At 69.0% G+C, this 14,673-nt stretch carries 13 protein-coding genes and 1 pseudogene; 8 read left to right on the forward strand and 6 right to left on the reverse strand.

Annotated features, from left to right (window positions below; translation table 11 throughout):
- Window positions 1–10: 10 nt before the first annotated feature.
- Window positions 11–520 (reverse strand): annotated as a pseudogene (locus ACZ6TD_RS48005) (ion transporter); the annotation flags it as partial.
- Window positions 521–739: 219 nt separating this feature from the next.
- Here ACZ6TD_RS48005 and ACZ6TD_RS48010 point away from each other — a divergent pair.
- Both ACZ6TD_RS48010 and ACZ6TD_RS48015 read left to right on the forward strand, forming a co-directional pair.
- Window positions 740–1,045: a hypothetical protein gene (locus ACZ6TD_RS48010; protein ID WP_471348562.1), complete on the forward strand. Its 306-nt coding sequence runs from the start codon at window positions 740–742 to the stop codon at window positions 1,043–1,045.
- A 176-nt stretch (window positions 1,046–1,221) separates the two neighbouring features.
- Entirely contained in the window at window positions 1,222–2,487 is a 1,266-nt protein-coding gene (locus ACZ6TD_RS48015; RefSeq protein WP_471348563.1) for a pentapeptide repeat-containing protein, read from the forward strand.
- Here ACZ6TD_RS48015 and ACZ6TD_RS48020 read toward each other — a convergent pair.
- Both ACZ6TD_RS48020 and ACZ6TD_RS48025 read right to left on the reverse strand, forming a co-directional pair.
- Window positions 2,444–2,629, reverse strand: a complete 186-nt coding sequence (locus ACZ6TD_RS48020; protein WP_471348565.1) for a helix-turn-helix domain-containing protein — start codon at window positions 2,627–2,629, stop codon at window positions 2,444–2,446. The two genes, ACZ6TD_RS48015 and ACZ6TD_RS48020, sit on opposite strands and share 44 nt — an antisense overlap.
- 165 nt (window positions 2,630–2,794) lie before the next feature.
- Complete coding sequence (locus tag ACZ6TD_RS48025; protein WP_471348567.1) at window positions 2,795–3,532, reverse strand: hypothetical protein; 738 nt, start codon at window positions 3,530–3,532, stop codon at window positions 2,795–2,797.
- A gap of 1,339 nt (window positions 3,533–4,871) precedes the next feature.
- Here ACZ6TD_RS48025 and ACZ6TD_RS48030 point away from each other — a divergent pair.
- Window positions 4,872–5,075, forward strand: a complete 204-nt coding sequence (locus ACZ6TD_RS48030) for a hypothetical protein (protein ID WP_471348569.1) — start codon at window positions 4,872–4,874, stop codon at window positions 5,073–5,075.
- Between the two features lie 172 nt (window positions 5,076–5,247).
- The gene (locus ACZ6TD_RS48035; RefSeq protein ID WP_471348571.1) at window positions 5,248–5,376 is read left to right on the forward strand and encodes a hypothetical protein; all 129 of its coding nucleotides are present in this window, start codon (window positions 5,248–5,250) and stop codon (window positions 5,374–5,376) included.
- A 42-nt stretch (window positions 5,377–5,418) separates the two neighbouring features.
- Here the strand turns inward: ACZ6TD_RS48035 and ACZ6TD_RS48040 are convergent, their stop codons facing one another.
- Window positions 5,419–6,288 (reverse strand): hypothetical protein, encoded by an 870-nt coding sequence (locus ACZ6TD_RS48040; protein ID WP_471348573.1) that lies wholly within the window; start codon window positions 6,286–6,288, stop codon window positions 5,419–5,421.
- A gap of 928 nt (window positions 6,289–7,216) precedes the next feature.
- On the opposite strand from ACZ6TD_RS48040, the gene ACZ6TD_RS48045 reads away from it, so the two are divergent.
- From ACZ6TD_RS48045 to ACZ6TD_RS48060, 4 genes are all read left to right on the forward strand, one after another.
- Entirely contained in the window at window positions 7,217–7,702 is a 486-nt protein-coding gene (locus ACZ6TD_RS48045; protein WP_471348575.1) for a hypothetical protein, read from the forward strand.
- Window positions 7,703–8,393: 691 nt separating this feature from the next.
- A complete protein-coding gene (locus ACZ6TD_RS48050) occupies window positions 8,394–9,146 on the forward strand; it encodes an IPT/TIG domain-containing protein (RefSeq protein WP_471348577.1) in 753 nt (250 codons plus the stop codon).
- A 109-nt stretch (window positions 9,147–9,255) separates the two neighbouring features.
- The gene (locus tag ACZ6TD_RS48055; RefSeq protein ID WP_471348579.1) at window positions 9,256–10,497 is read left to right on the forward strand and encodes an IPT/TIG domain-containing protein; all 1,242 of its coding nucleotides are present in this window, start codon (window positions 9,256–9,258) and stop codon (window positions 10,495–10,497) included.
- 451 nt (window positions 10,498–10,948) lie between these two features.
- Window positions 10,949–12,631, forward strand: a complete 1,683-nt coding sequence (locus tag ACZ6TD_RS48060) for an IPT/TIG domain-containing protein (protein ID WP_471348581.1) — start codon at window positions 10,949–10,951, stop codon at window positions 12,629–12,631.
- Window positions 12,632–12,904: 273 nt separating this feature from the next.
- Here ACZ6TD_RS48060 and ACZ6TD_RS48065 read toward each other — a convergent pair whose 3' ends face one another.
- Both ACZ6TD_RS48065 and ACZ6TD_RS48070 read right to left on the reverse strand, forming a co-directional pair.
- Window positions 12,905–13,696, reverse strand: coding sequence for a transposase (locus ACZ6TD_RS48065; protein WP_471348583.1), 792 nt, complete (start codon window positions 13,694–13,696; stop codon window positions 12,905–12,907).
- 113 nt (window positions 13,697–13,809) lie between these two features.
- Window positions 13,810–14,205: a hypothetical protein gene (locus ACZ6TD_RS48070; protein ID WP_471348585.1), complete on the reverse strand. Its 396-nt coding sequence runs from the start codon at window positions 14,203–14,205 to the stop codon at window positions 13,810–13,812.
- Between the last annotated feature and the right edge of the window lie 468 nt (window positions 14,206–14,673).

Raw genomic sequence — 14,673 nt, forward strand, 5'->3', positions numbered from 1 at the left:
CCAGGTCCGCTGCGAGTTCGTCTCCCGCCCGTGCCGCGTCCCCCAGCCCGTCCAGGGTGATGAGCAGGAAGAGCGTCAGGACGGCCCGGCCGATCGAGCCGTAGTGTTCCGGGTCGTCATCGGCGAAGAACACCCAGCCGACCATGGCGTACACATACAGCAGCAGCGTGCCGACCAGCAGGAAACTCAGTGTGCCGGGCAGGCCCTTGCCGGTGGCCGTGATCACCACCCGTATCTGTGGCAGGAACCGCGCGGCCCGCGGTACCCGTGCCATGCGCAGCAGCCGCAGAACCGTCGCGTTCTCACGGGTGATGGGGAGGAAGGCCAGCGCCACGACCGCCACGTTGAACAGGTTCCAGGGATCGCGGAAGAAGTCCCGAGGCCGGTCCCCGTGGGCCACCATCCGTAAGAGGATCTCGGCAGTGAAGATCGCCAAGAACCCGTGTTCCAGCGCCTTCAGTTCCGTGTGCGCGCCCTCCACCACGCCGCTGTATGTCTCGACCCGGAGGACCGCCGCCGATGGAGCGTGGTGCCATGGTCACCGAGGGCGTTCTCCATCATGAGGCGGACGGTACCGTGAAGCGCCCCGTCGGCGACCTCGTCCCGCTGGGACGCGTCACCGCCGGCGCTCGGACCGGGCGGTTCGACGACGTCGTCGGGCGCGGCTTCACCCTCGTCTGCACCCCCGGCGCTCACCGCGGATCAGCTGACCTTCCTCGACCGGCTCGGCTGCCGCATCGTGCGGCTCGGCCAGGACGTCAACGACGGGGACGGCGTGTACACGGCGTACCTGCGCGAGTTCGGCGCCGTCGCCTACCTGGCCCGTCCGGACTTCGTGCTCTTTGGCGCAGCGGCTGACGGCACGGAGCTTGCCGCCCTGGTCGATGAGCTGCGCACCGCGTTGTCCTGGTCGGCCGACCAGCCGGTCGCCGCGCTCGAGGCGCTGGACCCGGCCGTCGAGGCCCTGCACCGCGCGATGCCGTACACGCGCCTCGTCGACTGCGGCATGAACCCCGCCGACGCCCGTCTTGGACCAGACCCCTGAACCAAGTTCCCCCACGGCCACACCAGTGTCCTTTGAGTTCACCGACGCGAACAGCGTGCGATGGAGCCGCGACTACGATGGCCAGCTGTTCGAGGAGCTCCTTACGACCTAAGGAAGGCCGTTCAACCAGCCCGGCACGGCGTCACAGTTGCGCTTGCCGTGCTCAGGCGCGGGCCTTGCTCCTGCCGGGCCTCGGTGTTCTCGCGGACCGCGGCGGCCTCCGTCTGGGTGATCTGCGCGAGCGGACGGCCGAGTCGAGCAGTCCGGTAAGGCTAGAAATACATTGCCTGGAGGGCATGAAGAACCGGTGGTGGCTGCGGAAGCCATGGATGTGGGTGTGGGGCATCCTGACGGCACTCGGCGGAATCGGCGCTGTAGGGATGGCGCTGTGGCAAGTTCCCTGGTGGCTCGATGCTCACTACCTCCCCAAGATCACCCAGCCTCAAGCGACCGCCGTTACCGGTGTGCGCACGGCACTCCTGGCCATGGGCGCTGGCGGCCTAGCGGCAGTCGGCATCCTCTACACCCACCGCACCTTGCACCAGAACCGCGAAGGACAGGTCACCGACCGCTACACCAAGGCCATCAGCCAAATCGCCTCCGACAAGCCAGTCGAGCAACTCGGAGGGATCTACGCGCTGGAGCGCATCATGCGGGACTCGGCGAAGGATCATGCCACCATCGTTGAGGTCCTTGCCGCATTCGTCCGCGAGCACGCCACCGCCCCGACTGAGCCCTCCACGCACAAGCCTTTGTGGCCTGCCCGCCAGCTCTGGCAGGCGGTGGCGCGAGTCGCCGTGCGGCCACACGGACACGCCGCTGAGCACAATGGGGACCCGCGCCCGACAGAATCTGTCCAGGCAGCACTAACTGTGCTCGGCCGTCGGCCGCAGGACCGTGACGAGCCCTTCGGGCCCAACCTTCGATACACCAACCTACGCCGGGCGGACCTGCGCGGGGCCCACCTCATGAGGGCGGACCTGCGCGGGGCCCACCTCAAGGGGGCGGACCTGTCCGAGGCCCGCCTAGAGGAAGCGCTCCTGATCAGAGCCCACCTGGAGGGGGCGCTCCTGATCGGAGCCCACCTGGAGAGAGCGTTCCTGATCGCGGCCCACCTGGAGAGAGCAGCTCTGAGCGGGGCCCATCTGGAGAAGGCGCACCTGAGCGGGGCCCACCTGGAGAAGGTGCACCTGAGCGGGGCCCACCTGGAGAAGGCGCAAGGTCTGACGGTTGAGCAACTGGTATCTGCCCGCCCCAAAGAGAGCACTTCCCTACCCCCGCACCTTGCTGCGGATGACAGGGTCAGAGCACGGATCACTGCTGTGGAAACGGGAGAAGAGCCCGTAGGCGCACGGGGCCCTGCCAACAAGCCGGGCCCCGTGCGGAGGCTGCGCGGTGTCAGGCGCGAGGAGAGGGGAGAGCTGGCGCCGAACCAGCGATGAGGGAGCCCCGCCCTGTGGCCAGCTCCGGCACGTACTTGTACAGCGTCGTGCGGGAGACTCCGAGCAGCTTCACGATCGACATGATCGTGTTGTCCGGCTGCGCGAGCAGCGCGCGGGCGTGCCGAATCTGTTCCGCATCCATGGCTGGCGGCCGCCCGATGCGTTCCCCCGGGCCCGCGCTGCCGCCAGGCCCTCGTGGGTGCCCTGCACGATCAGTTCTCGGATGAACTCTGCGAGCGCGGCGAAGACGTGGAGCCCCGGGGCGGTCGAGCGCGAGAGGTGGGGCGGGGGCGGAGACCTCGGCGGGCTACAGCAGCCCTCCCAGCGGCAGGACGTGCTCAGCAAGCTGTCCGCGCAGCCGGTCTCCGGCGGTGTCGGTTTCGGCGAGCCAGTCGGCAGTGATCAGCAGTCCGGCGTGCTCGGTGACTTCCTCGGGTGGCAGGGCGGTGAACGCGGCGGCCTGGTCCAGGTGCGGCCTGCCGTCCTCGGCGCGTCCGAGGCGGCCCTCGGGGCGGGCGTGGGCGGCGGTGTACAGGGCCAGGAGCCGGGTGGCGGCGCCCAGCTTCTTCTTGCGGATCTTCCGGTCACCCACGACTTTCTGGGCCCAGCCGGAGATCCTCGCGCGGATGGTCTTGCCGAAAGTGAACGGGCGGGGCTGCTCAGGCAGCAGCGTGGGGACGGTGACCTCGACGGGGTCCTCGGGGCGGGAGGCCATCACCGCGGCGACGGTGCCGGGCAGGCGCAGCCAGCCGTCCGCGACCAGCTGCCCAAGCACCCGCTCGGCATCGTCTTGGAGCCAGCCGGTCAAGTCCTGGCCGGTGACGTTCCCGGTGCCGGCGCGCGCGGCCCGCAGGGTGAGCATGAGCACCGCCAGGCGCACCTCGGCCTCCGGGTGGGAGTGGGCGGCGACGTAGTCCAGCACGGCCCGGGCGTGGGCGGCCTGCTGCCGGGTCAGCAGCCGTTCCACCAGCTGGTTGCCGCTCACCCTGTCACCGACCGCCAGCTGGTTGCTGCCTGCCGTGTCACCGACGGTCTGGCCAGCCACGGTTGGCGTGCATCTCGCGGGTGGTCGGCGCGGCCTTCTCGGCACGCTTCGCCTCGTGGCGCAGGGAGCCGTCGCCACTGACGTCGGCCCAGGAGGCGAAGGCTCGGGCCTTGCGCTCGTGGAGTCCGGCGAGGAGGGCGAGGTCGGGCTCGTGCGCTGCTGGTAGGCGCGGAACGCGTCCCCGAGTTCGATGAGCTCCATCCGCAGAGCGTCGGGCTGAAGGTCGTGCGGCACGATCCGCTGCGCGATCTTCCCCCACCGCTTCGCCCGCCGGGACGCCCTGGGTGAGGCGGCGCGGGCACGAGGGACCGACGTTGGCGGAGACGAAGCGCCGGCGGCGGGGGAGGGGCCATGGTCGGAGAAGACCGCCGCCGCACCATTACCGACCGTGCCGCCCGAGGGATCCCCTTCCGCGGCTGGTTTCCCGGCCGCCTGGTCCGTCCCGGCCGGGGCGGTACGGGCCGGCGGGGCGGTGTCCAGGACACGGCAGCCGGGCGTGGCGGCCGCGCACCGCGCGCACATCTCCGCGATCCGCCACAGCCTCCCCGCACGGTCCGCGTACACCGTCAGGACCATCGGACCGCCGCACCGCACCGCCTCCACCACCGGCCGCACCCCTCCGCGCGGTCCGACGACGGTGTCGGTGGGGGTGTGCCATGCGCAGTCGGCGGCGCGGCAGGCACACCACGCCTCGCTGCGCGGCCCGCCGCCTGTGCGAATGCGGGCCAGGTGCATGTTGACGTGTTCGACCGCGGCCTTGCGTCCCGTAGCAGAGCCGGGAAAGCGTTGATCGGCGCAGGCCGGGCGGGAGCAGGAGAGCCGGACCGAGCCGGCGGAAGGGCGGCCGTAGGGGTCCAGGCGTACTGTCCATACCCGCCCCGCGACGCGGTCCTCCTGCCATGCGCCGGCCTCTACCGCCATGAACGTACTCCCAGCGTTGCTTGATCCAATTGCCCCGGGGCGGTCCCCATCATCGGAGATGATCGCCGATCAGTCCTCGGGGAGCGGAAGTTTCATCCCGGCGTGCCCGGCCAGCGCAGCAGAAGATCAGCATTCGGCTGCATCCGGCCACACCAGATGGCTGGCTCGGCTTGGATAGTGCGTCGAGACGGGCCACCGGCCAAAAGCCGGAGCACGAGCGCCGGGTGAGCACGCCGACGCCATGGCCAGCGACACCTGACAGCGTCGTAAGGAGACAACACCCCGTGGATTTCCCGGTATTGGTCTCGGGGGTGAAGCCGCGGGCTTCGGACGCCGCTCCGGGCCGGTGGGCACACAGTGCGCGGATCTGTGTGCGACGGCGCGGTCGAGCCGGTGCGTGGACATACGATCAGCTGCTATGAGCATCACGCGTCGGCCGCTCGGCCACGGCCCGCAGCCACAGCCTCCTGCTGCTGCCCGGCTCGAGACGGGCAGCGTCCGCCGGATGAGCGTCGCCGAGGCCGACATCAATGCGGCGCCGCTGTACCGGCCCGGCGGACTGGAACACATTGCCCAACTGCGCGAGCGTGGCGTGCTCGGCTCCTCGGATCAGCCCGCCTGACTGTAGGACCGGCTGGTTGGGATGCCCGGTGACTTGTGACTGAGCGCGGCACCTGGCCCGGATGGACAGCTCTGGTGCTCAGAATCGGCCTGACCGACGCCGGGCGCAAGCCAGCGCGCCTGCTCGTGTCGGGTGGTGGAACCCGCGCCGGGGCCGTGGGTCCCGCCCCGGCGTGAGGAGACCTGCGCAGCAGAAGAGCGCCGGGCACCTGCTCGTCGAAGATTTCGATCACCTGGTCGAAGACCGTCTGGTCCTCGTCGGCCCGCGCTGCGGCAAGCTGCTTGCAGGACTGGCCGTCTGATGGTCGGCTACCGGGTAGAAATGGTCTTTCCGGTGCTGGAAATCAGCTGCTGAGGTCGAACACCCCCCCCACGCGGTGAACGTGCTCGGCCTGGACGTAGATCCTGCTTCCTCGGCCGACGACCCGCCGGCGGCCGGGGGCAGCGCCATCGGGCAGGGCGAGCAGGCCGACGTCCGTCGGCTCCACGGATGTTTCGGTGAGCTCTCCGTGGGCGAGTCGGTCCCGCTCCTCGCCGTAGCCGCCGTAGAAGGCGACCCGATCGCCGTGGACGGCCACCGCATGGGCGCCCCGTACGCGGTTCGTCCACACTCTCACGGGCTGGTCGGGGCGGTTGGGGCGTATCTCGACGAGTGGGAAGTCCGTGTATGGGCATGCCCAGGCGGCGGTGCCCGACACGTTCAGGGCGTAGCAGTCGAAGAGACCGGGGATGCGGGCGCCGTCTGAGGTCCAGGCGAGCCGGCCTGTGGCGCTCCAGCGGCGGATTCCGGCCGGGTTCTCGTCGAAGTGCCCGACCCAGATATGGGCGGATTCGTCCACGAGCAGGTGCTCGATGGCGTCCCCGACGGAGAAGGATGAGGTCTCGCGGCCGAGCGCGTCGAAGACCTGGACCTGGTCCGCGTCCTCGTACCGGCGGGAGCGAGACGCGGCAACAACGAACCCGCCGTCGGGCAGGCGGTCCAGGTGCGGCCAGCGGGCCCGTACGGCGCTCAACTCGGTGAGTTCGACGTTGCCGCCCGGACCGACGGAAACGACCAGCGCGTCGAAGGGCAGGACATCGCCGCCGGGCTCCGGAGCACGTTCGGCGAGCAGCCAGTGTGCGGCGCCAAAGATGTCGATGGTGCTGGCCAGAACGTGGCGACCGTGGTGCGCTCGGGGCAGGTGGGCGTAGGGAACGAGGGCGGTCTTCTGCACGGGCGGGCTCTCCTGGGTGGGCGGTCACGGCCATCGGGCACTGCGGTCAGTGGCGATCGGCGGCGCGCGAGCGGTGGAGAGCGGAGCGGGGCGCCTAGACGGCATGGCCCTTTCTGGTCGTCATGAGGTGATCATCGTCGACATCCGACCGCGTGACAAACCCTTTCGACGCGCCACCCCAACCGAGACCATCTCCCTCTGTGCGGGCGATGCACGCCTCGTGCTCGGCGTTGTCGCCCGGCGTGACGGGGCCGTTCGTTCCGGTCTGCGCGACGCCTGCTCGTGTGTGACGTCGGCCACCTACGTGGTCGACCCTGGCCGTCCCCGTGGATGGCGTGTCTGCACTTGCGCTGGTCAGGGATTTGATCACGTGTCATGTACTTTCACATAAAATTACTTACCGTGCCGGTTAGAGATCACTGAGTAGTTTTTCTCGGGTTGCGGATGCGTGGTTCGGCCCGGAAATCGCTTAGGTGGAACACGAGGCCCAAGAAGCCTTCGACGTACACCTGTTGTGCGTCGTGTCCACCCCAACCTCGGCGAAGAGGAACCGTGCGATGGATGTCCCCGCGATGCGTGACGCTGCCGGGAGGCCGATGTGATCGGTGACAGCACTTCCGAAAGCGCCGCGTCTCCGGACGCAGGAGCGCCTCAGCCGGTGCGCACTCCGCTGCAGCTCCCGCTGGACTTCGAGGCCTTCTACCTCGCTCGGACACCAGGAGCTCTTCCACGACTACGCCGAGACCCAGCTCGGCGGCCGCCGAGCAGCGGAGGAAGCGATCCTGCAATACCCCACCTCCCGGATCGCCTGGTTCATGGGCCTGAGCGACCGCACCGTGGACTACCACTGCCGCAAAGCCAAGGAACGTCTGCGAGTGCAGCTGGGACTCCCCGCCAAATCCCAGGAAGCCAAGGAAGGAAACGGACAGTGACCGCTCTCGATGCTCTCCTGGCCGAGGTCGCCATTCCCACGTCTTCCCGGTCTTTCGACGTCGCGGCCGGTCTTCGCCGACTGGCCGCCGACGCCGCTCTCACCTCCCCGAACCCGGGCCTCGCCCGGGCCGCCCAGGCCCAGCAGCGCCTGAGCGTGGTCTCGCGCTGGGTCCTCAACGAGCCGGGGGCTGCCAGTCACGTCGACCGCCTGGCCGAGGATCCCGCCCAGGCCGGGGAAGAGCCGGACCCCGTAGCGGTCGCGGAGCAGCTGGACATCGACGGCGCCCTGGTCTTCGGCTGTCTGCTGTATCTGACCGGACACCCCGAAAGTGCCGAGTTCTGGTGGAAGCTGGCCGCGGGCGCCGGCCACCGCGCCGCCGCCTACTGCCTCCACCTGCGCCACTACGAGCTCGGCGAGGACCGCGAGGCTCAGCACTGGTTCCACCAGCTCAGAAGCTGTGTCAGAACCGGTGATCTGTGACGTTACGTAACTGGTGGGCGTGTGGGGTGCCGGAACTCGGAGCGTCAGGACGCGGCGATCGCCGTGGAGTGAATGGCTCCGGAGGCGTCCCTGTGCGGAACGGGATCAGTGGGAAGCTGTTTGCGAACTCAGGGCCGGAGTGTGCGACGCCGTCTGATTCTTTGATCATTCAGCTGAAGCCGATGCTCCATGAGGGCGTGATCGCAAGACGTATGGTGCGTTCTGTGTGCCCTGGGTGGCGGCTGTGAGCCCGGCGTGTGACGCGTGGCGGACAGCGATGCGCGCGCCCGGCCATTGGGGTGACTGTCAGTACAAGGGTATTGGCACAGGGTTACCCGGATGGATTACTGGAATCGTCCGATCCGGTGGGTTGCCCTTCCCCGGAGACGGTTGACGCCGTATTGCCTGATCGGCGTCGTACCGGCGGCGGTGACGCCGTGGATTCTCCCGGCGGGCTGTGAGCGCCCGCCCCACTACCGCGATCGGCGACAACCCTCGGGACCGAGCCATCCTCGCGCGGACGTGCGCTGGCGGTACCGGCTGACCACCCGCTGTGCGCTCAGCCCGTGGTTGCGGCTTCACCGGCTGACTCGGCATCGCCGAGGACTGTGATCCGCACCGTGATGGTATCCGGCCTGGTCCCCAGGGGGCGTCGTTGTGCGGCTCCACCCGATCGACCATGGAGGCAGTCATGCCCATCAACCCCAGCTCAGGATCGAGTGGTGGCGGTCAGTCCGTCACTATCACCGGCAGCAACCTCGGCGGAGCCACGGCGGTGCACTTCGGCTCCAAGCTGGCCACCATCACCGGCGACACCCCCACCTCGGTCACGGTCACCACACCGGCCGGCAACGGAGTGGTACCGGTGACCGTGACCACCCCGGGCGGCACCAGCAACCCGCTGAACTTCTTCTACGTCGGCGCGCCCTTCAAGTCCGCTCTGAGCGCCACCGCCGGTCCGCTGGCGGGCGGCAACATCGTCACCATCACCGGCACCGGGCTGTCGACGGCCACAGCGGTGCATTTCGGCGCCAACACCGCGACGCCCACCGTCGTCTCCGACAGCAGCATCACCGTTGCGGTACCGGCGGGTGCGGCGGCCGGAGCGGTCGGGGTCAGCGTCACCACCACGGGGGGCACCAACAACGGCTTCTCCTACACCTATGTCGACACGCCCACCATCGGCACCGCCACCCCCACCTCCGGACCCGCCTCCGGCGGCACCGCGGTGACCATCCCGGGCACCGGCTTCGCCACCACCCAGTCGGTCACCTTCGGCGGTATCCCGGCCCCTTTCACCGTCATCAACGACACCACCGTCTCCGCGGTCTCACCGCCCACCGCGGACGGGGCGCCCGGGCCCGCCGACATCACGGTCACCACGGTGGCTGGCAGCGCGACATCCCCGACCCCGTTCCAGTACCTGGCCAGTCCGGGGATCTGATCACACCGTGGTACGACGCGCCAGAAGGAGATCCATCCTGAACACGCCTCAAGCAGGTACAGGCACCGGTCCTTCGACGGCCGTGGCGTCCCCTCCTGTGATCAGTTCCGTGACTCCCGCCGCCGGTTCCCCCGGCGGCGGGACCCCGGTCACGTTGACCGGGAGCAACTTCACCCAGATCACGGCGGTCCGCTTCGGCCAGATGTTTGCTCCATCGTTCACCGTGGTGTCGGCCACGCAGATCACGGCGGTGGCCCCGCCCGGCAGCGGCACCGTGCAGATCACCGTGACCGGGCCGGGCGGGACGAGCAACGGCGTGGCATACAGCTATGCCGCCACCCCCGCCCCCGCTCTCACAGGAGTCTCGCCCGCCTCGGGTCCTGCCTCGGGCGGTACGACGGTCACGCTGACCGGCACCAATCTGCTGGGTGCGACGGTGGTCAGGTTCGGAGCCGTCAGCGCCACCTCCTTCACGGTGGTCTCGGCTACGCAGATCACGGCGGTGGCGCCGCCGGGCAGCGGCACCGTACAGATCACCGTGACCGGACCGGGCGGCACCAGCAACGGCATGGCATACAGCTATGTATCCGCGCCCGCGCCCGTGCTCACGTCTGTCTCCCCGGGGCAGGGCCCCCTCGGAGGCGGGAACACGGTGACACTCAGCGGTAGCGGCCTCACAGGCGTCTTGGCCGTCGCGTTCGGCTCCACGCCCGCCTTGTCGTTCACCGTCGTCTCGGCCAGCCAGATCAGCGCGGTGGCCCCGCCGGGGGCCGCCGGGCCGGTGCAGATCACCGTGACCGGACCGGGCGGCACCAGCAACGGGCTCACGTATTTCTACGTCGGCGTCCCCACCCTCACCGGCTCCTCACCCGCCACGGGTCCTGTCTCCGGCGGCACCACCGTCACCCTCACCGGCACCAACCTCCTCGGTGCGACGGCGGTACGCTTCGGTGCGGCGTCCGCTTCGTCGTTCACGGTGGTCTCGGCCACGCAGATCACGGCGGTGGCGCCGCCGGGCACCGGCACCGTGCAGATCACGGTGGTGACCCCGGGCGGCACCAGCAACGGCATCCCGTATACCTACATCGCCACGCCCGTCCTCACCGGACTGTCGCCGACCCAGGGGCCGCTCGACGCCGGGACCACGGTCACGCTCTTCGGCAGCGGACTCACCACGACCAACTCGGTGCGCTTCGGCACCACACCCGCCTCCTTCACCGTCGTCTCCGACACCTGGGTCACCGCCCTCGCCCCGGCCGGGCCCGCCGGACCGGTGAACGTGACGGTCACCACGCCCGGCGGCACCAGCAACAACGTCGTCTACACCCGTGTGGCGGCACCCGGGATCTAAGGGTCCTGCGGCCCTCGTCGCTCGCCACGTTCCGGGAGCCGGTTTACTCCAAAGGGGGAGAGTGACAGATGGCATCACTGCCGGCGGAAGCCCTGGGGGGAGCCGCCTGTGCGGCCGGGCACCAACCTCCCAGGCTCTGGTCGCCAACGGCCCGGACCATGCCGCTGGCCACCGTCACCGTGCCGGTGGGGGATGGTCCGGTGGGCCTGGCCATCACACCCGACGCCGGCGGTGGGCCGCCCATCCTTTGCCGGGGAACGTGCTGTAGGTGGTTGCCGCGGTTCTTTTGGCGTGGTCGTTCGGCCATGAGGGCCATCTGCCGCCTGGAGCGCGGGCCGCGCTGCCGCAGGCGGAACCCCGCAGTGGCATCAACCGACGTCCCTGCCCGGGACTGCGTCTCCGCCCGGGCAGTGGCTGCGGTTCCCCGATACGCGCTCAGAAAGGCTGCGCCATGACCGTCTTGACCCGACCTGATCCCCTGCTGGCCGCCGTCGCGCTGCCTCGGCAACGCTCCACGGTGCTGCCGCCGGCTGACGCCACCATCCCCGTCGGCAACTCGCCACTGGGGGTGGCACTGACTCCGGACGGGGGACGCGGCTACGTCGCGAACCGGGCATCGAACACCATCAGCGTGATCGACACCGTCACCAACTCCGTCACCGCGACCATCACCACCGGCGGTGGCCCGTTCCTCACGGCGGTCTCGCCGGACGGCACACGCGCCTACGTGACCCTGTTCGACGACGGCACCCTCGGGGTGATCGACACTGCCACCAACACCCTCACGGCCACCATCGCGGTCGGTGCCGCAGCCGTCGCGGTGGCGCTCTCCCCCGACGGCGCCCGCGCCTACGTCACCAGCCAGGGCGCCAACACCCTTAGCGTGATCGACACCGCGACCAACACCGTCACCGCTACCGTGACCACCGGCCCCATGCCGGTCGGCGTCGCCGTCACCCCCGACGGCGCCCACGCCTACGTCTGCTGCGTCGGCGACAGCTCCGTCAGCGTGATCGACACCGCGACCAACACCGTCACGGGCAGCTTCACCGCCGGCGACGTGCCGGTGATCGTCGCCTTCAGCCCGGACGGCACCCGCGCCTATGTCTGCAATGCGGGGAGCAACAGCGTCAGTGTGATCGACACCGCCACCACCACCGCCATCGCCACCATCGGCGTCGGCACCCTGCCGCGTTTCGTGGCCGTGAGTCCGGACGGGACCGCCGTCTACACCACCGACTTCACCGACAACGCCGTGAGCGTGATCGACACCGCCACCAACACCGCCACCGGCAGCATCCCGGTCGGCAACGGCCCCGTCTGCGTCGCGGTCACCCCTGCCGGGAACCGGCTGTACGTGACGGACAACGCCGACAACGCCGTCAGCGTGATCGCCCTGACGCTCGTACCCAGCCAGGGCACCACCGCCGGTGGCATCATCGTGACCATTCGAGGCCACGATCTGGCCGGCGCAACCGCCGTGCACTTCGGCGACAGGCTCGCCACCATCCTGGCCAACACCGCGACCTCGGTCACGGTCCGCACCCCCGCCGGACAGGGCGCGGTCCCCGTGACCGTCACCACCCCGGGCGGCACCGGCGTCTTCGGCACCTTCTACTACCGCCCCACCCCACTGCTGACCGGGATCACCCCGACCATGGGTTCCGTTGCCGGCGGAGGCACCGCGGTCATCACCGGAGCCAACCTGACCGGGACCACCTCGGTGCGCTTCGGCTCCAGAGTGGCCACCATCCAGTCCGTCACCGACACCGCCGTCACGGTCGGCATCCCCGGCGCTCCATCCACCGGCCCGGTGTCCGTCACCGTCATCACCCCCGTCGGAAACGCCAACGGCCTGACCTTCACCTACCTCGACACCCCCTCCCTGACTGCCGTCAGCCCCGACACCGGATCAACCGCCGGCGGCACCGAGGTCACCATCACCGGCGCCAACCTCGCCACCACCCAGGCAGTCACCTTCGACAACACTCCCGCGCCCTTCGCCGTCATCTCCGACCAGATGATCACCGCAGCCGCCCCGCCCCACCCCGCCGGCGGAATCACCATCATCGTCAGCACCCTCGGCGGCAGCTCCCAGAGCACCTACACCTACCTCGACGGACCCGCCATCTGACCCCGCCGCCGGCCCGACCACGGCCGCCTTCCGCCAAGGAGCGGACAGCGGTCCTCTCCAGGAAGCCGTCGCCACGCTGGCCCTTCCTGGAGAGTGATCGTCTTCTCACCCTGCACCCGCCGGTCCCGTTGATCGAAAGAGACCTGGGGGATCATGGATTTGCTGATCCACAGCTGACAGACTCCCCGGCGGCCACTTCTGTTTCCTTGAAGGAGATCCAGCCGGACTTGAACAAGTTGGCGGGTCGATCACGAGGCAGGCTGAAAGCAACGATCAGCGCAAGGCGGTGCGGGCCAATCGGATCGTCTGTGGCTGCTGCATCCTGATGCGGATGGGTATGGGCTTGCCGGCCGCTTCCACCGGTTCAACGGGGTGCGGCTGGGTCCGGGGCGGCCGGGGAGGGCGGGTGAGTCGGCGGACCATGAGGGTGATGAAGGTCCAGGTGATGTGGGCCTCGCTGTGGGAGATGAGCCGCTCGTAGTCGCGCACGTTTCTGCGGGCTCTCATGATCCACGAACTCGCGCGCTCGACACGCCACCGTTTGGCAAGGACGGCGAAGCCGTCCTGGTCCTTGCGGCGGGGCACCGTCTTGAGGGTGATCCCGAGAAAGGTGTGGGACCAGTCGACGAGGGTTCCACCGTAGGCGGAGTCCGCCCAGGCGACGGCGAGTTCGGAATGGGTCAGACGCAGACGGAAAAGCTGATCGCGCGCGGGGATACTGTCGTGCGGGGATGCAGGGGTGACCATGACGGCCAGAGCCATCCCGCGCATGTCTACGGCCAGGTCCCCGCTCGCCCGCCATCGCTGGAAAAACCCGTAGACCGTGCGCCAGGGGATCCCGAAGTCGACGGGAACGGCCCTCCACTTGATCCCATTGTCATTGACGTAGCGAATGGCATCGACCACGTTGCGGCGCGGATGCTTCTCCGGGCGCCCGCCCGCGGGAAGCCGACAGGCCGGGACGGGCAGCAGCGGTTCGAGGACGGCCCATTCGGCGTCCGTAGTGTCGGTGGGGTAGCACCGCTCGCGCACGGCCGGCGGTCGGGCCTCGTTCGGGCAGATCATCAGCGTTCCATACGGGTGAGGACAAGGGCTGGTTTCTCAAGCTCAAGAAACCAGCCCTCCATCTATCCCTGCTCAGCTCACGTCAGTCCTCAGGAAGCTTCGAACAGATGCGCTCAGGCTACGCCGGAAACCACACGTGAGAGGGACTCGCTGATGACGATGCCGCCCTTCTTCAGAAGACCGACCCGATAGGTGATCTTGGTTCCCTCCGGCCTGGGAACAATGTAGATTCGCTCGCCCTTACCGCCTGTGTAGTCGTAGCGGTAGCCGCTTCCGTTGGTCCAGTAGAAAAGGACAACACCGAGGCCGTCGGCATCCTGGTCGACCACTCGGAACTTGTCCCCGTTGTGCAGAAATTCTGCGTATCCGCGGCATGACTTACCCGCGACAGTGGCGGTGCAGATACGCGGTCCGTTCTCCCCCGCGAACGCGGGGGACGGAAACATGAGGCCGCCAAGTGTTGTGGCCGCCGCAGCGGCAAGAACGATCTTGATGCGTGTTTTAAGCACGCGCTCCTCGCTTTCCTCCCCGGTTTCACCTGGTTCTGATCCTGCGGGATCCTGACTACGGGTGTCATTGACCTTCAGTGGCAGCTTTCTTGACGTTCGCTCTACGGCATCGCTCCCGAGTCTGTGAGCCAGACGTGCTCGGGAACTAGCGCAGGCTGCCTGGTCGGCTCATTGCCCGCTGGACAACTAACGGCTTACCAGGTCAGCGGAAAGCCGACTCCGGGTAGCACCCCGTGGGACGGGTCATCGGCACTGAGCGGCTTTCACAGCTCCCACGCTGCAGGGCGCGCAGCGGAAGTGTGAACGCACGTTGACAGCGATGCCGCGCACGTCACGGGGCGAGCGCCTGGAGGCGGTTGTTGAACAGGGCGGGGGAACCGTTCGCTGCGAGGGTGGTGGTAACGCCGCCTGGTTACCGACCGACGACGCGGACCTCACCCGCCACCGGGCGCTACGCGAACTCGCCCA

Source organism: Streptomyces yongxingensis (assembly GCF_055597465.1).

Bases quoted from the DNA above. Each gene is read 5' to 3' on its own strand.
- ACZ6TD_RS48020 (WP_471348565.1), bottom strand. From the start codon at position 2,629: ATGGATGCGGAACAGATTCGGCACGCCCGCGCGCTGCTCGCGCAGCCG.
- ACZ6TD_RS48065 (WP_471348583.1), bottom strand. From the start codon at position 13,696: ATGATCTGCCCGAACGAGGCCCGACCGCCGGCCGTGCGCGAGCGGTGC.
- ACZ6TD_RS48030 (WP_471348569.1), top strand. From the start codon at position 4,872: ATGAGCATCACGCGTCGGCCGCTCGGCCACGGCCCGCAGCCACAGCCT.
- ACZ6TD_RS48060 (WP_471348581.1), top strand. From the start codon at position 10,949: ATGACCGTCTTGACCCGACCTGATCCCCTGCTGGCCGCCGTCGCGCTG.
- ACZ6TD_RS48050 (WP_471348577.1), top strand. From the start codon at position 8,394: ATGCCCATCAACCCCAGCTCAGGATCGAGTGGTGGCGGTCAGTCCGTC.